At 66.9% G+C, this 18,502-nt stretch carries 18 protein-coding genes; 10 read left to right on the top strand and 8 right to left on the bottom strand.

Annotated elements, in window-relative coordinates:
• Positions 1–106 precede the first annotated feature (106 nt).
• From EO139_RS11630 to EO139_RS11615, 4 genes are all read left to right on the top strand, one after another.
• Positions 107–808, top strand: coding sequence for a SapC family protein (locus tag EO139_RS11630; RefSeq protein WP_164739821.1), 702 nt, complete (start codon positions 107–109; stop codon positions 806–808).
• The gene (locus tag EO139_RS11625; protein WP_104649920.1) at positions 798–1,811 is read left to right on the top strand and encodes a cupin-like domain-containing protein; all 1,014 of its coding nucleotides are present in this window, start codon (positions 798–800) and stop codon (positions 1,809–1,811) included. The genes EO139_RS11630 and EO139_RS11625 overlap by 11 nt, the downstream gene beginning before the upstream one ends.
• 12 nt (positions 1,812–1,823) lie before the next feature.
• A complete protein-coding gene (locus EO139_RS11620) occupies positions 1,824–3,389 on the top strand; it encodes a tryptophan halogenase family protein (RefSeq protein ID WP_126970726.1) in 1,566 nt (521 codons plus the stop codon).
• Between the two features lie 133 nt (positions 3,390–3,522).
• The gene (locus tag EO139_RS11615) at positions 3,523–4,536 is read left to right on the top strand and encodes an energy transducer TonB (RefSeq protein ID WP_126970724.1); all 1,014 of its coding nucleotides are present in this window, start codon (positions 3,523–3,525) and stop codon (positions 4,534–4,536) included.
• A 539-nt stretch (positions 4,537–5,075) separates the two neighbouring features.
• Here the strand turns inward: EO139_RS11615 and EO139_RS11605 are convergent.
• Genes EO139_RS11605 through EO139_RS11585 form a run of 5 tightly spaced genes read right to left on the bottom strand, consistent with a single transcriptional unit; the run spans position 5,076 to position 9,486 of the window.
• Entirely contained in the window at positions 5,076–6,269 is a 1,194-nt protein-coding gene (locus tag EO139_RS11605) for an ABC transporter permease (protein ID WP_104584188.1), read from the bottom strand.
• Positions 6,266–7,012 (bottom strand): ATP-binding cassette domain-containing protein, encoded by a 747-nt coding sequence (locus EO139_RS11600; RefSeq protein WP_104649917.1) that lies wholly within the window; start codon positions 7,010–7,012, stop codon positions 6,266–6,268. The genes EO139_RS11605 and EO139_RS11600 overlap by 4 nt, the downstream gene beginning before the upstream one ends.
• 31 nt (positions 7,013–7,043) lie before the next feature.
• Positions 7,044–8,642 (bottom strand): alpha/beta hydrolase, encoded by a 1,599-nt coding sequence (locus EO139_RS11595; protein ID WP_164739820.1) that lies wholly within the window; start codon positions 8,640–8,642, stop codon positions 7,044–7,046.
• A 59-nt stretch (positions 8,643–8,701) separates the two neighbouring features.
• Complete coding sequence (locus EO139_RS11590; protein WP_016903655.1) at positions 8,702–8,902, bottom strand: helix-turn-helix transcriptional regulator; 201 nt, start codon at positions 8,900–8,902, stop codon at positions 8,702–8,704.
• Positions 8,899–9,486: a hypothetical protein gene (locus tag EO139_RS11585; protein ID WP_126970720.1), complete on the bottom strand. Its 588-nt coding sequence runs from the start codon at positions 9,484–9,486 to the stop codon at positions 8,899–8,901. The genes EO139_RS11590 and EO139_RS11585 overlap by 4 nt, the downstream gene beginning before the upstream one ends.
• 325 nt (positions 9,487–9,811) lie before the next feature.
• On the opposite strand from EO139_RS11585, the gene EO139_RS11580 reads away from it, so the two are divergent.
• A complete protein-coding gene (locus EO139_RS11580) occupies positions 9,812–11,377 on the top strand; it encodes a beta-xylosidase (protein ID WP_126970718.1) in 1,566 nt (521 codons plus the stop codon).
• A gap of 140 nt (positions 11,378–11,517) precedes the next feature.
• On the opposite strand, the gene EO139_RS11575 is transcribed toward EO139_RS11580, so the two are convergent.
• The gene (locus tag EO139_RS11575; RefSeq protein WP_104584178.1) at positions 11,518–11,790 is read right to left on the bottom strand and encodes a metal/formaldehyde-sensitive transcriptional repressor; all 273 of its coding nucleotides are present in this window, start codon (positions 11,788–11,790) and stop codon (positions 11,518–11,520) included.
• 65 nt (positions 11,791–11,855) lie between these two features.
• Between EO139_RS11575 and dmeF the strand changes: the two genes are divergently transcribed.
• Positions 11,856–12,836, top strand: coding sequence for a CDF family Co(II)/Ni(II) efflux transporter DmeF (gene dmeF / locus EO139_RS11570; RefSeq protein ID WP_126970716.1), 981 nt, complete (start codon positions 11,856–11,858; stop codon positions 12,834–12,836).
• Positions 12,837–12,916: 80 nt separating this feature from the next.
• Here dmeF and EO139_RS11565 read toward each other — a convergent pair whose 3' ends face one another.
• Positions 12,917–13,639: a ferredoxin--NADP reductase gene (locus tag EO139_RS11565; RefSeq protein ID WP_235858490.1), complete on the bottom strand. Its 723-nt coding sequence runs from the start codon at positions 13,637–13,639 to the stop codon at positions 12,917–12,919.
• 140 nt (positions 13,640–13,779) lie between these two features.
• Here EO139_RS11565 and EO139_RS11560 point away from each other — a divergent pair, with 140 nt between their 5' ends.
• The 4 genes from EO139_RS11560 to EO139_RS11545 all read left to right on the top strand — a co-directional run bounded on the left by EO139_RS11560 (position 13,780) and on the right by EO139_RS11545 (position 17,697).
• Positions 13,780–14,808 carry an ABC transporter ATP-binding protein gene (locus EO139_RS11560; RefSeq protein ID WP_241235952.1) on the top strand — a complete coding sequence of 343 codons (1,029 nt, stop codon included), beginning with the start codon at positions 13,780–13,782 and terminating at the stop codon, positions 14,806–14,808.
• Entirely contained in the window at positions 14,805–15,608 is an 804-nt protein-coding gene (locus EO139_RS11555; RefSeq protein ID WP_104584169.1) for an ABC transporter permease, read from the top strand. The genes EO139_RS11560 and EO139_RS11555 overlap by 4 nt, the downstream gene beginning before the upstream one ends.
• A 5-nt stretch (positions 15,609–15,613) precedes the next feature.
• Positions 15,614–16,558: a 2-dehydropantoate 2-reductase gene (gene panE / locus EO139_RS11550; RefSeq protein ID WP_206515145.1), complete on the top strand. Its 945-nt coding sequence runs from the start codon at positions 15,614–15,616 to the stop codon at positions 16,556–16,558.
• 623 nt (positions 16,559–17,181) lie between these two features.
• Positions 17,182–17,697, top strand: a complete 516-nt coding sequence (locus EO139_RS11545) for a hypothetical protein (protein WP_104584167.1) — start codon at positions 17,182–17,184, stop codon at positions 17,695–17,697.
• 134 nt (positions 17,698–17,831) lie between these two features.
• On the opposite strand, the gene EO139_RS11540 is transcribed toward EO139_RS11545, so the two are convergent.
• Positions 17,832–18,242: an acyl-CoA thioesterase gene (locus EO139_RS11540; RefSeq protein WP_104584165.1), complete on the bottom strand. Its 411-nt coding sequence runs from the start codon at positions 18,240–18,242 to the stop codon at positions 17,832–17,834.
• Positions 18,243–18,502: the final 260 nt, after the last annotated feature.

Raw genomic sequence — 18,502 nt, 5'->3', positions numbered from 1 at the left:
ACCGCCTTTCCGCGCGCTGGCCGCAGTTGCTGCATCCGGCACTTGCCACGCGGAGGGGAACTGTCCAAGCATGGGCCACGCGCCCCGCGTGATCTGCCTGCCCCCCATGACCAATGCCGTGTTGTTGAACAACCTCGATCACCGCGATCTGCGCGTGATCACCGCGCACGGCGCCGCCTTCGGCGATGACGTGATGTCGGCTGCGACCTTTCCGCAGGAATTCCGCCAACTCCAGGCGCAATACCCGATCGTGTTCCATCGCAGCGGCGAGCGCAGTTTTCAGCCGCTGGCGTTGCTGGGCCTGCGCCTGGGCGAGAACCTGTTCCTGGACGGTACGCGCTGGGATGCGCCGTACGTGCCGCTGGCGATCCAGCGGCAACCGTTTCTGATCGGCGAGCAGGCGGACGGACCGATGGTGCACGTGGACCTGGACAGCCCGCGCATCAGCCGCAGCGAAGGCGAGGTGCTGTTTCGCGAACATGGCGGTACCACCGAATTTCTCGACCACATCAGCCAGGTATTGCGCACCTTGCACGATGGCCTGACCGCGAGCGAGGCGTTCGTCGCACGCTTGCTGGGCTACGACCTGCTCGAACCGTTCGTGTTCGAGGCCACGCTGGAGAACGGCCTGGAATGCCGTCTGACCGGGCTCTACGCCGTGCACGAAGAACGCCTGCGCGCGCTCGACGATGCCGCACTGCTCGATCTGCACCGGCATGGCGATCTGGAACCGCTGTACATGGCGGTGGCCTCGATCGCGCAGTTCCGCCACCTGCTCGACCGCCTGCAGCGCCGCCATGCTGGCTGAGCCGCGCGCCATCGAAGAGCGACACGGGCTGGACCCGCAGCAGCTGGATCCGGCCATGCTGCGCTCCACCACGCCGCTGGTCTTGCGCGGGCTGGTGCGCGACTGGCCGCTGGCGCAGGCCGGCGCGAGCTCTGCGCAGGTGGCGGCCGCCTACCTGCGCGGTTTCGATCGCGGCGAGGCGGTGGTGGCGCAGGTCGGCCCGCCGGAGATCGATGGGCGCTTCTTCTACAACGCGGACATGAGTGGCTTCAATTTCCGCCCCGAACGGGTGCCATTGAACGTGGTGCTGGAGACCTTGCTGCGCGATCTGCACAACCCACAGCCACCGGCGATCTATGTCGGCTCCACCACGCTGGACACCTACCTGCCCGGCCTGCGCGCGCACAACCCGATCGCCCTGCCGCAGGCGCAGCCGCTGGCCAGCATCTGGATCGGCAACCGCACCCGCATCGCCGCCCACCAGGACCTGCCCGACAACCTGGCCTGCGTGGTCGCCGGGCGGCGCCGCTTTACCCTGTTTCCGCCGCAGCAACTGGCCAACCTGTATATCGGCCCGCTCGATCTCACCCCGGCCGGGCAGCCGGTCAGCCTGGTCGATATCGCCGCGCCGGACCTGCAGCGCTTTCCACGCTATGCGCAGGCGCTGGAACACGCGCTGGTGGCCGAGCTGGAACCGGGCGATGCACTGTTCATTCCCAGCATGTGGTGGCATCACGTCCAGGCGCTGACGCCGTTCAACGTGCTGGTGAATTTCTGGTGGCGGCAGAGCCCGGCCTACATGGATTCGCCGATGAACGCGCTGATGCTGGCGCTGCTCACCATGCGCGACCTGCCAGCGGAGCAACGCGCCATCTGGCAGGACGTGTTCGACCATTACGTGTTCGATGCCGACGCGGACACCGCCGCACACGTGCCGGAGTCTGCGCGCGGCGTGCTGGCGCCGATGGACGAGGCCCGTGCCCGCAGCCTGCGCGCGCGCTTGCTGCAACGCCTGAATCGCTGAGGATCTGATGCCATGACCGACACCACGCCTGCAGATCCACAACAGCGCCCGGTGCGCCGCGTCGTCATCGCCGGTGGCGGCACCGCCGGCTGGATGGCCGCCGCCGCGTTATCCAAGGTGCTGGGCCGGCACCTGCAGATCGTGCTGGTGGAATCGGACGAGATCGGCACGGTGGGCGTGGGCGAAGCCACCATCCCCAGCCTGGTCACCTTCCACCGCCTGCTGGAGATCGACGAGGCCGCGTTCATGGCCGCCACCCAGGCCACCATCAAGCTCGGCATCGGCTTCGAGCACTGGCGCGATGTCGACCGGCACTACATCCATTCCTTCGGCCATACCGGCACCGATCACTGGAGTGCCGGCTTCCAGCATTTCTGGTTGAAGGGCCGGCAGCGTGGCGTGGCGCGCGACTTCGGCGACTACTGCCTGGAACTGCGCGCCGCGCAGGAAGGCCGCTTTGCGCATCTGCCCAACGGCGGCATGAATTACGCCTATCACCTGGATGCCGGACTCTATGCGCGTTTCCTGCGCCGCTTCAGCGAAGGCTTCGGCGTGCAGCGCATCGAAGGCCGCATCGGCAGCGTGGAGACCGATGCGCACAGCGGCTATCTCACCGCGCTGACGCTGGACAACGGCATGCGGGTGGAAGGCGATCTGTTCCTGGATTGCACCGGCTTTGCCGGCCTGCTGATCGGCAAGACGCTGGGCGTGGGCACCGACGACTGGTCGCAGTGGCTGTTCGCCGACAGCGCGCTGGCGGTGCAGACCGAATCGGTCGGCGCGCCGGTGCCCTACACCCGCTCGCGTGCCGATCAGGCGGGCTGGATGTGGCGCATTCCGCTGCAGCACCGGGTCGGCAACGGCATCGTGTATTCCAGCCGCTACATGGACCAGGACAGCGCCGCGCAGGTGCTGCAGCACAATCTCAGCGGCCGCGCACTGAGCCAGCCGCGGGCACTGCGCTTCACGCCCAATCAGCGGCATCGGGTCTGGGAAAAGAACTGCGTGGCGCTGGGGCTGGCCAGCGGCTTTCTGGAGCCGCTGGAATCGACCAATATCCATCTGATCCAGCGCGGCATCATCCGGTTGATGCAGACCTTTCCGCAGGTCATCAACGATGTCGACATCGCCGAATACAACCGCCAGGCCGCCGCCGAAATCACCCATATCCGCGATTTCGTGATCCTGCATTACCACGCCACCGACCGCCGCGACACGCCGTTCTGGCGCGATTGCGCGGCGATGGACATCCCCGACACGCTGCGTCATCGGGTGGAGTTGTTCCGCCAGAGCGGGCGGGTGTTCCACCAGGCCAACGAGCTGTTTGCGGAAAATTCCTGGGTGCAGGTGATGCTGGGCCAGGGCATCACGCCGAAGCAGCATCACCCGGTGGCCGACCTGATGGGCGATGCCGAGCTTCGTCATTTCCTGGAAACCATCCGCACACGGGTCGATGCCGCATTGGCGCGGCTGCCTGCGCATGCGGACTTCCTGCACCGCTACTGCCCTGCGCCGCCGCTGCCCGAGCCAGCCACGCGGCTGCCGGCCAACGCCGCACTGGCCACCGGAGCGCGATGAATTTCGCGCCCGGCAGGCGCCCCCCCTTGGCTTAGACCGCCCCAGCAATGCTAGATTGCCGCTTTGCCGTCCATTGCGGGAACAATGGCCGGCCTCGCCGCAGCATCTTTTGCAATCGGGGTAAGGGGGACGCATGTTGGATCTGACACAGGGCCGTATGGCACGCCGGATCGTGCCGGTCATTTTGTTGGTTGGCCTGGCCGCCTGCTCCAAGCAGGACGACAAGGCCGCCACCACCGCGCCTGCCACCGGCGCCACGCCTGCGGCACCGGCCACCGCGCCGACGCCGGCCACGGCGGTGTCGCCGCAAGTGCAATCGATGGCTGCCGACCAGTTGCGCGCATCGGCCACCAAGGCCTTGCAGGACAACCGCATGTACGCCCCGGCCGGCGACAATGCGGTGGAGTACTACCTGGCCTTGCGTGAGAAGCAGCCGCAGGACGCCACCGTCAACAGCGCGCTGACCGACCTGCTGCCGTACACGCTGATCGCCGCCGAACAGGGCATCAGCCGCGAAGAATTCCCCGAAGCACAGCGCCTGATCGCGTTGATCGAAAAGGTCGACCCCAAGGCACCGGCACTGCCGCGCCTGAAAAGTGGCCTGGAAACCGGCATGAAGACCGCCGCCAGCCGCTCCGAGCAGGATGCCGAGCAGGCCAAGAAGCTGGTCGAGGACAAGGCCAAGCAGGCCGCCGAGCAGAAGCGTCTGGCCGAACAGCAAACCCGCGAGGCGGCCGCTGCGCAGCAGATCGCCGCGCAACAGGAAACCGCCCGCCAGCAGACCGCCGAGGCCGAACGCCAGGCCGCCGCACGCCGTCAGGCCGAGACCCCGGCGCCGGTGCCGGCCGCCCCGCGCCCGGCACCGGCGGCCACCGCAGCTGCACCGGCCGCGCAATCGCTGCGCCCGATCAGCACCCCGGCACCGCGTTACCCACCCGAAGCGCTGCGCGCCGGCACCTCCGGCGAAGTGCTGGTGGAACTCACCGTCGGCACCGACGGCTCGATCACCGCCTCGCGCGTGCTGCGCGCCACCCCACCGCGCGTGTTCGACCGCGAAGCGCTCAATGCGGTCAAGCGCTGGCGTTTCGAACCGGTGGCCGCACCGGTGACCACGCGGCGCACGCTGTCGTTCAACCCGGGGGGTTGAGTGGGGCGTTGGGCGATCAGGTAGTTCTGCATGCGGCTGAGTGAGTGAGTCCGTTGATTGCCTGGTCGTTGATTCCTTGATTGCTTGGTCGTTGATTGGTTGATTGGTTGATTGGTTGATTGGTTGATTGGTTGATTGGTTGATTGATTGATTGATTGTTGGCTCATGGCTCATGGCTCATGGCTCATGGCTGCCGATGATCGATGCACTGCACTCCCGGCAAATGTCAGGCGCCAAACAGAAAGCCCGCAGCGATGCGGGCTTTTTGTTTCCTGGTGCTACGTACCCTCATCCGCCCTTCGGGCACCTTCTCCCGAGGGGAGAAGGAACTGCTAGCTGCTAGCCCGTTGCCTCTCGCCCCTCGGGAGAGGGGTTGGGGTGCGGGTACGGCGACAGAGTCGACGTCACGCACTGCGCAGACAACAACACCGTTCAATCAATCAACGTCAACATCGACATGCGTCACTGCGCATTCGTACCGGCAATTTGCACCGTCCTCCGGCGCTGTGCGACACCGTCTCCCGGCAGGAGAAGGAGCATCAGCCGGAAATCGCCAGCCGTTCCTGGTGATAGCGCCTTACCGCCGCGTACCACAGCAGCGCGGCCAGGCCAAAGCCCGCCAGCAGGTACACCGCCCAGGTCTGGGCGTCGATCTGCTCGTGGCGGATCACCTTGAGCAGCATCTGGTTCTGCGCCAGGAACGGCACCGCGAAATGCCACAACTGCGTCTTCAACGGATACGCCATCAGCGCATAGCCCGGCAGCATCGGCAGCAGCAACAGCCAGGTCATATGCGCCTGCGCTTCCTTCATGCTCTTGGCGGCGGCGGCCAGATAGGTCAGCAGCGAGGTGCCGATAAACAGCATCGGCACCAGGATGAACAGCATCTGCAGCATCGGCACGATGCCGACATTGAGCTGGCGGCCCAGGTTCGACGTGGACAGCTGGGCGCTGACCTTGAAGGCCAGCAAGGTCAGCAGCAACGACAGCATGCCGATCACGCAGGCGGCGGCGATCTTGCCGCTGACGATCGCGCTGCGCGGCGCCGGCGTGGCCAAGAGGGGTTCCAGCGACTGGCGTTCGCGCTCGCCGGCGGTGGCATCCAGGATCAGCGAGGCGCCGCCCAGGAACGAGGTGATCACCAGCAGCACCGGCAGCAGCATCGCCATCATCTGCCCGCGTTTGGCTTCGGCGGTGGCCAGATCCTGCGCGGCGATTTCCAGCGGCCTGCCCACCTGCGCATCGATGCCGCGCGCCAGCAGGCGCAGTGCACCGACCTGCTGGCTATAGCTGCCGAGCGCGGCCTGCAGGCGCAGGCTCGGCACGTCGGCCTCGCGCCGCGTGCTGTCCTTGATGACCTCCACCAGGGCCGGGCGCCCGGCGCGCCAGTCGTCGGCGTAGCTGGCGCTGATGCGCAGTGCCACATCCACATCCTGGTTGCGGATTGCGGCGGTCAGATCGGCCGGCGCATCGACCGCGTTGAGCCCCTGCGCGGCCAGAAAGCGCACCAGATTGGGCGCGTTCTCGCGGCCGAGCATGGGTATCTCCAACGGCTTGTCGATCTGGGTACGCACACGGCTTTCGCTCAGTGCGCCCATGCCCAGGATCAGGATCGGATACAGCAATGGCGACAGCAGCAAGGCCAGTGCCAGCGTGCGGCGATCGCGGCCGATGTCGCGCAGTTCCTTGCGCAGCACCGTCCACAGCGTGGACAACAACGATGTGGTGCTCATGCGTGCAGCCCCTCGTCCGAGCCGATCGCCTTGACGAAGGCGTCTTCCAGATTGTCTTCCCCGGTGGCGGCGCGCAGTTCGTCGGCGCTGCCGCAGGCCACCACCGTGCCCTTGGCAACGATGACGATGCGGTCGCACAGCGCCGCCACCTCCTGCATGATGTGGCTGGAAAAGATCACGCAGCGGCCCTCGGCCCGCAGTTGCTGCAGAAAGCCGCGCATCGCGCGCGTGGTCATCACATCCAGCCCGTTGGTGGGCTCGTCGAGGATGACGTTGCGCGGGTCGTGCACCAGCGCGCGTGCAATCGCGGTCTTGGTGCGCTGGCCCTGGCTGAAACCTTCGGTCTGGCGATCGAGAATGTCGTCCATGTCCAGCGCCGCCGACAGCAGGCGCGTGCGCTCGGCGATGCGCGTACGCGACATCCCGTGCAGCTCACCGAAGTAGGCGATGTTCTCGCGCGCGGTCAGCCGCTTGTAGACGCCGCGCGCATCCGGCAACACGCCCAGCGCGCGGCGCACGGTCACCGGGTCGCGGGTGGCATCCACGCCATCGACGGTGACGCTGCCCTGGTCGGGCGACATCAGCGTGTAGAGCATGCGCAAGGTGGTGGTCTTGCCGGCACCGTTGGGGCCGAGCAGGCCGGTGATCTGGCCATCGGCGGCGCTGAAACTGACCCCATCGACCGCCTTCACCGGCCCGGTCTTGGTCTTGAACGCTTTGTGCAGGTTGTCGACGACGATCATGCGTGCACCTCCGTGGCGTGGTCGGTACGGCTCATGGTTCCCATCCGTTGAACGAGGTAAACGCGGGCACGTTGTTGAGGCTGGCCACGCACTGCGCATCCAGTGCCTTGGCATTGGCGGTCTGCAGGAACTGACCCAGCACCTTGGGCATGCAGCCGAGGCGAAAGACGCCATGGCCCTGCCCCGGCGCCACCAGGTGGCGGCCATTGGGCAGGCCCTGCAGTACACGTTCGGCATAGCGCGGCGGCGTCACCGGATCCAGCTCGCCCGACAGCAACAACACCGGCAGGTTGGACTTGAACGGCGCGGCATCGGCAGCCGGGGCCGGCTTGGTCGGCCAGGCCGTGCAGGGCGCGAAGAACATCTGCGCCACGTCCGCCCCCAGCAAGGTCCCGTCCTTGGCGGCTGGCGGGGTATAGCGTCCGGCGTCCTCGCTGCACAGCACCGACCACTGCATCGGGCGATTCATCTGGTCGGACATGTCCGATGCGCTCATCTGCGCCAAGGCCATCAACGAGGCGTAACGGCCCGCCGCCGCCTCGTCCAGCACCAGCGGCAGCAACGAGGCGGTTTCCGGCGCATACGAAAACCCGAATGCCAGGCCGACCACGGTATCGGCCGTAACCTGCTCGTGGTGCAGTTCACCGGTGCGCGGATCGCGGTAATCCACTGCAACCGGCGCCTGCCGCAGGCGCTCCACCACCTGCCGCAGCTGCGTGCGCGTGTCCACCGGAAAGCGCTTGGCGCAGGCGGGTTCCTTGCGACATTGGCTGGCCTGCAACGCGATCGCATCTTCGAACGTCCGCGCAAATTCGCCGCCGATCACCAGATCGTTTGGCGCCACGCCATCGATCACCAGGGTGCGTGTGTGTTGCGGATAGCGCGCCGCATAGTGCTGTGCCACTCGGGTACCGTAGGAGCCGCCGATCAGATTGAGCGTTTGCACGCCGAGTGCCGCGCGCACCGCCTCCAGATCGCCAACGGCCTCGCTGGTGGTGAAATAGCGCGGATCGGCGTCATTGCGCAGCCCCTGTGCACACTGGCGCGCGTAATCGGTCAGTTGCTCGGCGGTGGCGGCGCTGCTGTTTTCCAGCATGAGCGGCTTGCCGGCGGCATCGCGGCACTCCAGCGGATGCGAGCCGCCGGTCCCGCGCTGGTCGACCAGGAAGATGTCGCGCTGCTTGCGGACTTCATGCAGACCCATGTCCACGATCGCGGCGACCTGCGTGGCCGATTGCCCCGGCCCACCGGCGATGAAGAACACCGGGTCCGGCGTGCTACCCGCACCGGCATCGCTTTCCAGCCAGGCGATCTTCAAGTCGATGCTGCGCCCCGTCGGCGCGGCCGGGTTTTCCGGCACCCGCAGGCTGGCGCACTGCGCTTCGATATTGCCGGCCGCGCTGCCGGAACTCAACGTGCACGGTGCAAAGTGCAATGCGCCGTAGCGATTGCCGGCGGCGGTGCCGGTCTGCGCCGTTGCAGCACGCGGCCGTACGCTGCCGGGCGCGGCCAGGCCAGCCTTGGTCGCGCCAGCTGCATTTTCAGCCGGCTGGTCCGCCCGCTGACATCCGCTCGCCAGCAGCGCGAGCAGCAGCGCTGCCACCAGTGTGGGTTGCTTGACCATGTTCACCATCTCTCCTGATATCCCTGTCCCCTGACACCGCAGCCGGTCGGGTGTGACCGGCGCGACTACTGCCCGTCTTCGTAAAGAAAGACGTGCTCGATCGATTCCCCGAACAAGCGCGCGATGCGAAACGCCAATGGCAGGCTGGGATCGTACTTGCCGGTCTCCAGTGCATTGATGGTCTGCCGCGACACACCCAACCGCTCGCCCAGCTCGCCTTGCGACCAGCCACTGGCCTCGCGCAGTTCGCGCACGCGACTATTCATTGAAACCGTCGTGCGTTGATGCTTTTGGTGACGCCGTAGATGGCGCACAACATCGGAAACACCCACAACATCGCCACCGTCGCGGGAATGTCGATCAGCTTGGCGGCCTGCAGAAAGCCGCCGGTCATGTACGCGCTGCTGAGCAGGCCGGCGGCAATGGCGATGGACTCCAGCTCGATGCGTCGCTGCATCTCATCCGAGTCGCGCACGTAGCGCGCCACCGCGCGGATCACCAGGGCGACCAGCACCGCCGGCAACAAGGCGATCAGCACGCGCGCCCAGCCCGGATCCACGCGGGCAAGCACATGGTTCCAGAACAGCATCACCACCACATACATCCCCATCGGCACGCCGAACTCGCGGTGATAGCGTCGCGCCAGGACCGGCCGCGTGCTGTCGCGCAGGCTGCCACGCGACAGCCAGAGCAGCAGCGACAGCAACAGGCACGACACGCCCCCGCCCACGCACAGCCCGGCAAGGTAGGCGCTCAGCGGCAGCAGCCGCCAATGCCCGAGCACCCCCACGGCAAGCAGGCCCGCACCCAGGCAGAGCGCCATCAGCGCGTTGCGATTGCAGCCGCTCATGCGCCGTGCCGCGCAGGTGTCGATGCAGGCAGTGGCAGGCCAGCGCTGCGGATTCCGACTCCGCCGCGCAGCAAGGGCTGCGCCGACCATGCCGGTCTGCATTGCAGTTGCCGATGACGCATTCCCTTCGCCTGTCAAGTCAACTTGACAGGCAAGATGCGCCTGCCGTGGCCAGCTGTCAAGCACCCTTTACATGGTCGATCGTGTGCGCCTTTCCCACGCTGCGGCGCGACGATCGCAAGAAGCAGACGCAAGCAGCTGCGGCGTGCAGCGCGGGACCCGAGCTGGGTTACGCTCCCCCGATCGAACCTCGGCGGGAGCGCCAATGCGTCTGAAGATCTTGTTGGCAATTGCACTGGGCGGCTGCATGGCGGCCTCTGCCATGGCGCAGGCGCCAGCGCCGCGTACGATCCAGGTGGATCTGGGCAGCGCCGGCGGGCCGGTCGACCGGTTCTACGATCTGTCGATCGGCTCGGACTTTCCCGGCACCTTGATCCGCAGCGACAGCCAGGCGCAGCTGGTGCCAGCGGTGCAAGAGCTGGGGTTTCGCTACATCCGCTTCCACGACGTGTTCCATGACGTGCTCGGCACCGTCAAGGAGGTGGACGGCAAACTGGTGTACGACTGGACCAAGCTGGACCAGCTCTACGACGCGCTGCTGGCCAAGCGCATCCGCCCGTTCGTCGAGTTGGGCTTTACGCCCGGCGCGATGAAGACCTCCGAGCAGACGCTGTTCTACTGGAAGGGCAACACCTCGCATCCGGACCCGGCCAAGTGGACCCAGCTGATCGATGCATACGTGCGCCACATCCGGGCGCGCTATGGCGCCGAGGAAGTACGCCAGTGGTACTTCGAAGTGTGGAACGAGCCCAACCTCAAGGATTTCTGGGAAAACGCCGACCAGCAGGCCTACTTCGAGCTTTATGCGAACACCGCACGCACGATCAAGGCAATCGATCCGCAACTGCGCGTCGGCGGCCCCTCCACCGCCGGTGCGGACTGGGTGCCGGAACTGCTGGCCTATGTTGCCAAGAACAAACTGCCGATCGACTTCGTCACCACGCATACCTATGGCGTGGACGGCGGCTTTCTCGATGAAGACGGCAAGCAGGACGTCAAGCTGTCGGCATCGCCGGACGCCATCGTCGGCGATGTGCGCCGGGTGCGCGCGCAGATCCAGGCTTCGCCATTTCCGGATCTGCCGCTGTATTTCACCGAGTGGAGCAGCAGCTACACGCCGCGCGATTTCGTCCACGACAGCTACATCAGCGCGCCCTATATCCTGACCAAGCTCAAGCAGGTGCAAGGCCTGGTGCAGGGCATGAGCTACTGGACCTACACCGATCTGTTCGAAGAACCCGGCCCGCCGCCCACGCCCTTCCACGGCGGCTTCGGGTTGATGAATCGCGAGGGCATCCGCAAGCCGGCCTGGTTCGCCTACAAGTACCTGCACGCGCTCAAGGGCCGTGACATTCCGCTGGGCGATGCGCATGCGTTTGCGGCGGTGGATGGCCAGCGCATCGCGGCAGTGGCCTGGGATTGGCAGCAGCCGGTGCAGGCGGTGAGCAATACCCCGTTCTATACCAAGCAAGTGCCCAGCACCGACAGCGCAGCGCTGGTGTTCCGGCTGGCGCAGGTGCCAGCCGGCAACTACCGGCTGCAGGTGCGCAAGACCGGCTACCGGCGCAACGACCCGCTGTCGCTGTACATCGACATGGGCATGCCCAAGGACCTGGCACCGCGGCAGCTGGCGCAGCTGCAGCAGGCCACGCGCGATACGCCCGAACAGGACCGCCGCGTACGTGTCGGTGCCGACGGCGTGGTGGAGATCCGCGTGCCGATGCGCAGCAACGACGTGGTGCTGATGACCTTGGAGCCTTCAGCGCGCTGAGTGCACGGCAAGCCCTTGCCCCGTGCACGCGGGCGAGGGCGGACGGCGCGCAGGAACCGCAGTGCGCGCATGGCACGTGCCGGGTCCTGGCGCCGGCCGCATCCGCCTGGCGGCGAACGCGGTGCTTCCGATGGCCGCGCTTACTTCAGATATGTCCTGAGAATGGCGGCGATGTCGTCGACCGCTAGCTCGCGCTCGCTCAGCGCGTCGGGCGCGGCGACGTGATGCTTCAAGTGCTCGCTGAGCAACTCCACCATCAAGCCCTGCGCAGCGCCACGAAACGCCGCCACCTGCGTCAATAACGCCGTGCAGTCCACGTCCTGCGCCAGGGCCTTCTCCAGCCCCTCCACTTGTCCACGGATCCTGCGCACGCGGGCGAGCAGCTTGGATTTGTCCTGATTCAGATGCGCCATTGCCATATACCCCCTGGGGGTATCTGAGATACCATAGGGGGGTATCGTAGCCAGGGCCCCTCCCGATGTCGATCATGCATGCCGCGCCGCACTGCGCGAAGTCGCACACCTTCGCCAGCGCCAACCCGCTGGCCGAGCGCAGCACCCGCAAGGCGGTCATCCTGACCGTGGTGATGATGGTGGCGGAGATCGTCGGCGGCTGGACGCTCAACTCCATGGCCCTGCTCGCCGATGGCTGGCATATGAGCTCGCACGCGCTGGCGCTGGGCCTGGCGCTGTTCGCCTACCGCTTCGCGCGGCGCAATGCAGGCGACCTGCGCTTCAGCTTCGGCACCTGGAAGGTCGAAGTGCTCGGCGGCTACACCAGCGCGATCCTGCTGTTCGGCGTGGCCGGCCTGATGGCGTTCCAGTCGGTGGAACGGCTGTTTTCGCCCAGGCCCATCCAGTACCAGGAAGCCACCGTCATCGCCGTCATCGGCCTGCTGGTCAACCTGATCTGCGCCTGGTGGTTGCGCGACTCGCATGGCCATGCGCATGGCCACCACCACGGGCACGACCACGCGCATGACGGTCATGGTCATGGTCATCACCACGATGGGCATGCCGATCTCAATCTGCGCGCCGCGTATCTGCACGTGGTGGCCGATGCCGCGACCTCGGTCCTGGCCATCGTCGCGCTGCTCGCCGGCATGTACTGGGGCGTGAGGTGGCTGGATCCGATCATGGGCATCGTCGGCGCGGTGCTGGTCACCGTGTGGGCATGGGGCCTGCTGCGCAGTACCGGCCGGGTGCTGCTGGATGCGGAGATGGATGCGCCGGTGGTGGCAGAAGTGAAGCAGGTCATCGCCGGGCTGCCGCATGCCATCGCCATCGGCGACCTGCATGTCTGGCGTGTGGGCAGCGATCGTTATGCCTGCGTGGTCAGCCTGGTCACTGCGGCCGACATCGATGCGGACCTGGTGCGCGCCGCCTTGCAGATCCACGAAGAACTGGTGCACATCACCGTCGAGTTGCGTCGCCCGCGGGCGGCGCTGGCGGCGGCCTAGCGGCCCGGCAGCGCCAGCTGTGGGCGGGCCTTGCCATCGCCGGGGGCAACCAGGCCGGCGCCGGCCTCGCGCGGAAAGCCTCAGGTCTTTGCCGGTGCCGGGCTGACGTATTTCTCGCGGCGGATCTGCGCGTTCGGCAGGCCGGCTGCCTTCAGGGCGTCGATGCAGCTGTCCACCATGTCCGGGTTGCCGCACAGGTAGGCGATATCGCCCTGCGCATCGGGCGCGCATTCGGCCAGCTGCTGCTGCACGTACCCGTGCCGCACATCGGCATGCGGCTGTTCCGGCAGCTCGCGCGAAAAACACGGCATATAGCGGAACTGCGGGTGCGCATCGGCAAACGCGCGGAAGTCGTCGCCGTACAGCAGCTCGGCCGGCGTACGCGCGCCCTGCAGCAGCAGCACCTGCACGCCGCGGGTGGCGATCGCCTCGGCCAGCAGCGGCAGCATCGAGCGGTACGGGGTGACGCCGGTGCCGGTGGCGATCAGCACATAGCGCCGGTTGTGGTCGCCCGGCGGCAGGCAGAAACGTCCATAGGGACCGCTGGCTTGCAACTGGTCGCCGATCTGCAGGCCTTCGAACAGCGCGGTGGCCGAGCCGCCGGGCACGAAGCTCACCGCGATATCCACCGCCTCGCCCGGTCCGAACGCATGGTCGTGGATGGTCGCCAGCGAATAGCTGCGCTTGGTCGGCGTGCCGTCGGCGGCAGTGAAATGGATCTGGATGAACTGCCCGGGCTGGAAATCCAGCGGCTGCCCGTCGTCACGCAGGAACTGGCAGTGGGCCACGGTGGGCGCGATCATGCGCCGGTCGACAAGCTTGAGGGGGAATTGAACGGGCACGAACGTATTTAGGACAGTCTGTGATCGGGGCTTGCCCCCGCGGGCTTCTATAATAACGGCCTGTAACTCGCTGCGCCGTCACGCTGACGCGAAGGAACATCTTGAATTCCCCATCTCCGACCACCGCACCCGCGCTGCGTGTGTGCGATCTGCGCAAGACCTACGACAACGGCACCCAGGCGCTCAAGGGCGTGTCGCTGGACGTGGCGCCAGGCGACTTCTTCGCCCTGCTCGGCCCCAACGGCGCCGGCAAATCCACCCTGATCGGCATCATCAGCTCGCTGGTGAACCTGTCCGCCGGCCAGGTGGAAGTGTTCGGCACCGACCTGGTCGGCCAGCGCAGCGATGCGATGCGCCTGATCGGCCTGGTCCCGCAGGAGGTCAACTTCAACCTGTTCGAAAAGCCCTTCGACATCCTGGTCAACTACGCCGGTTTCTACGGCATGCCGCGCGAGCAGGCTGCCGCGCTGGCCGAAGCGGAGCTGCGCCGCTCGCACCTGTGGGAAAAGGCCCAGGTGATGAGCCGCACGCTGTCCGGCGGCATGAAGCGCCGGCTGATGATCGCCCGCGCCATGATGACCCAGCCGCGCCTGCTGATCCTGGACGAGCCCACCGCCGGCGTGGACATCGAGATCCGCCGCGACATGTGGCGCGTGCTCAAGGAGATCAACGCCGCCGGCACCACCATCATCCTGACCACGCACTACCTGGAAGAAGCCGAGCACCTGTGCCGCAACCTGGCCATCATCAACCACGGCCAGATCGTCACCCAGGGCCCGATGCGCGAGCTGCTGGCCAAGCTCGACGTGGAGGGCTTCCTGTTCGATATCGACGGCGACCTGCCGGCCGAACTGCCGGTGATCGAAGGCACCACGCTCACTGCCATCGACGGCCACACGCTGGACCTGGACATGCCGCGCGCGATGGATCTCAACCGCGTGTTCGCCACGCTCGGCAGCGCCGGCATCCGGGTGCGTTCGATGCGCACCAAGAGCAATCGGCTGGAAGAGCTGTTCGTGCGCCTGACCGGCGACGCCCCTGCACCGGCCGATGCCGCCGCCACCGCATCCACGCCTGTCGTGCCCCACGGCACGCCGCCAGCGCAGCCGCGCAGCGGAGGCCAGCCATGAACGAGATCCACACCGTGACCGAACCCACCAACGCGCGCCGCAACTGGATTGCGCTGGGCACCATCGTGCGCCGCGAAGTGCAGCGCATCCTGCGCATCTGGGGCCAGACCCTGGTGCCGCCGGCCATCACCATGACGCTGTACTTCTTGATCTTCGGCGGGCTGATCGGCTCGCGCGTGGGCGACATGGGCGGCTACACGTACATGCAGTTCATCGTGCCGGGCCTGGTGATGATGAGCGTGATCCAGAACAGCTACGGCAACATCTCCTCCAGCTTCTTCGGCGCCAAGTTCGGCCGGCATGTGGAAGAGCTGCTGGTCAGCCCGATGCCCAACTGGGTGATCCTGTGGGGTTATGTCTCCGGCGCGGTGCTGCGCGGGGTGATGGTCGGCGCGCTGGTGCTGATCATCGCGATGTTCTTCACCCCGGTGCGCATTCCGCATCCGCTGGTCACCCTGACCACCGTGCTGCTGGGCGCGACCATCTTTTCGCTGGCCGGCTTCGTCAATGCGGTGTACGCCAAGAAGTTCGACGACGTGGCGATCGTGCCGACTTTCATCCTGACCCCGCTGACCTATCTGGGCGGCGTGTTCTATTCGGTGAAGCTGCTGCCGCCCTGGGCCGAAGCGGCCACCCACGCCAACCCGATCTTCTACATGGTCAACGCGTTCCGCTATGGCCTGCTCGGCAGCTCGGACGTGCCGATCTGGGTCGCCTACGCGCTGATGCTGGGCTTTGTCGCGGTGCTCAGCGCGCTGGCGCTGTGGCTGCTGCGCCGTGGCGTGGGTTTGCGGAGCTGATGACGATGGCGATGCGTATCTTGATCCTCGGCGCCGGCGGTACCGGTGGCTATTTCGGCGGGCGTCTGGCGCAGGCCGGGGTCGATGTCACCTTCCTGGTGCGCGATGCGCGCGCGGCGCAGCTGCAGGCCGATGGCCTGCGCATCCGCAGCCCGTTGGGCGATGCGGAGCTGCCCGTGGCGCATGTCACCGCGCAGGATCTGCCGGCGCTGGTGGCGCAGCGGCCGTTCGACCTGGTGATCCTCAGCTGCAAGGCCTACGACCTGGACAGCGCGATCGAGGCGATTGCGCCGGCGGTGGGCGAGCACACCACGGTGCTGCCGATCCTCAACGGCCTGCGCCATTACGCGGTGCTGGACGAGCGTTTCGGTGCGGCACGCGTGCTGGACGGGTTGTGCTTCATCAGCGCCACCAAGGGCGCGCAGGGCGAGATCCTGCACCTGGGCAAGCCGGCGGCGATGACCTTCGGCGAGCGCGATGGCAGTGCGGAGTCGACGCGCGTGCAGGCATTTGCGGCAGCCTGCACGCAGGCCGGCATCGATCATGTGGCCAGCGCGCAGATCGCGCAGGAGCAGTGGATCAAGTACAGCTTCCTCACCGCGCTGGCGGCGGCCACCTGCCTGATGCGTGCACCGGTCGGGGCGATCGTCGCCACCGACGACGGCCGCGCCTTGATCAACGGCGTGTACAACGAATGCCTGTGGGCTGCCGATGCGGCCGGCCAGCCGATTCCGGAAAGCGCGCGCGCCAAGGCGCTGCAGACCTTGTTGCAGGTGGATTCGCCATTGAAGGCCTCGATGTTGCGCGACCTGGAAGCCGGCCAGGAAGTCGAAGCGGCGCAGATCGTCGGCGACATGCTCAGGCGCGTGCGCGAAACCGGACGCAACGCACCACTGCTGATGGCCGCCAACGTGCATCTGCAGGCGTATCAGGTGTTGCGGCATAGCTGATGGGCATGGTGGGCGGGCGTGCGCGTCGCCCCCCATCCGCCCTTCGGGCACCTTCCCCCGCAAGCGGGAGAAGGCAGTGGCAGCCCCGCTGCATGACTGGACGAGCGGCCTGCGTCCCTACACCGCGGCAAATCCTTCTCCCGCTTGCGGGAGAAGATTGCGCGAAGCGCCGGATGAGGGCGCAGGGTCGGGGCAGCCCTCGCACCACCACAGCGACCTCCTCGCCCCCACCGCTTACTCCCGCAGATCCCTTCCCTTCTCCCGCCTGCGGGAGAAGGTGGCGCGAAGCGCCGGATGAGGGCGTGCAGGGTCGGCGCAGCTTCACACCGCCACAGCGACCTCCTCGCCACCCCGCCGTTTGCTCCCCGCAAATCCTTCTCCCGCCTGCGGGAGAAGGTGGCGCAAAGCGCCGGATGAGGGCGCAGGGTCGGGGCAGCCCTCGCACCACCACAGCGACCTCCTCGCCCCCACCGCTTACTCCCGCAGATCCCTTCCCTTCTCCCGCCTGCGGGAGAAGGTGGCGCAAAGCGCCGGATGAGGGCGCGCCGGGGGTCGGCGCAGCCTTCGCACCACCACCACGCCGCGCACACGATGCTCTGCAGCCCTCCCTCGCCGTCGTCATCATGAAGCTGCTCAGCCATCTGTTCCGTGCCGGTCACTTCGTGATCCTGGCGTTCTTCGTGCTGTGCGCGGCGGGCCTGGTGACGATGGCCGGGCTGGAGTTGTGGCATGGCTTCACTCCCGGCGGCGACATGGTGGTGCGCGACCGCTTCAACGTGGTGCTGGAAGCCGTCGGTCTGCTCACGGTGGCATTGGTGACGCTGGAGCTGGGCCAGACGATCTTCGAGGAAGAGATCCTGCGCGACGTCAAGGTCAGCGGGCCGACACGCGTGCGCCGCTATCTGTCGCGCTTCTTCGTGGTGATCGTGATCGCACTGGCGATCGAAACCCTGGTGTCGATCTTCGAGCTGATGCACGCCGATCCGGCCAAGCTGCCATATGCCGCGGCGGTTGGCTCGTGTGCGGCATTGCTGCTGATTGCCTGGGGCGTGTTCGTCAAGCTCAATCGCAGCGCCGAAGAGCTGGAACCCGAGGCGATGGCAGAAACCAAGCGCGAAGACCGCGAGGTCGAGGAATAGGCAAGCGCAGGCGGCTGCCGGTTACGCAGGCGCATCTTGCGGGGTGCGCATGTGCACCCGGTGCGCCCTGCCATGCGCGCAGGACAGGTGCCTGGCCGGCTGCATCGGCGGCAAGAACAGCGCTGGTTGCAGCCTCAGCCCTTGTCCGTCATCGGGAGTGCCGGCACCGAGGTCGGCTTGCCGTCATCGCCGAGCGCGATCATCACGAAGTGGCCGCGGGTGCACAGCTCGCGCACGCCGCTGAGCAGGTCCTCGGCGATCAGTTCCACTTCCACCTTGATCGAACTGCGCCCCACCGACACCACCCGCGCGATGGTTTCCACCATCTGGCCCTGGCGGATCGGCAGCTTGAAATCCACCTGGTCCGAGCGCGCGGTCACCACCGCACGCCGCGCATAGCGCGATGCCGCCAGGAATGCGGCCTTGTCCATCCACGCCAGCGCCTGCCCGCCGAACAGCGTGCCCATATGGTTGGTGTGGTTGGGGAACACGATCTCGGCCATGCGGGCTTCGATCGGTGGCTGGGTCTGCAAGCTGTCTGACATGAGGGGTTCCAGTGGAGAGGCGCTGCGTGCCAAGGCGATTGCAGCAGCCTGACACAGACAGGATAGGCGGTCAGCCGCAGCGGCGTACGCCGGAACGTAGCGCAGTGGTGATTGGCGGCCATCTTGCCGACGCAGGCGCTACGTTTGCGCTTGCGCGCGGCTGCCGTTGGCGTGTTGGCCGGTGGCCGGCATTCGGCGTGGCTGTCGTGTACCGCCGCGCGCATGATGGGGTTTGTCGGGACGGCGGTCGCGGCCGGGGC

This window comes from Xanthomonas sp. BRIP62411 (assembly GCF_003993525.1).
In the GTDB taxonomy this organism is placed as follows: domain Bacteria; phylum Pseudomonadota; class Gammaproteobacteria; order Xanthomonadales; family Xanthomonadaceae; genus Xanthomonas; species Xanthomonas euroxanthea.
Note: the sequence above shows the minus strand (reverse complement) of the source record. Positions and strands in the feature narration are given on the sequence as shown.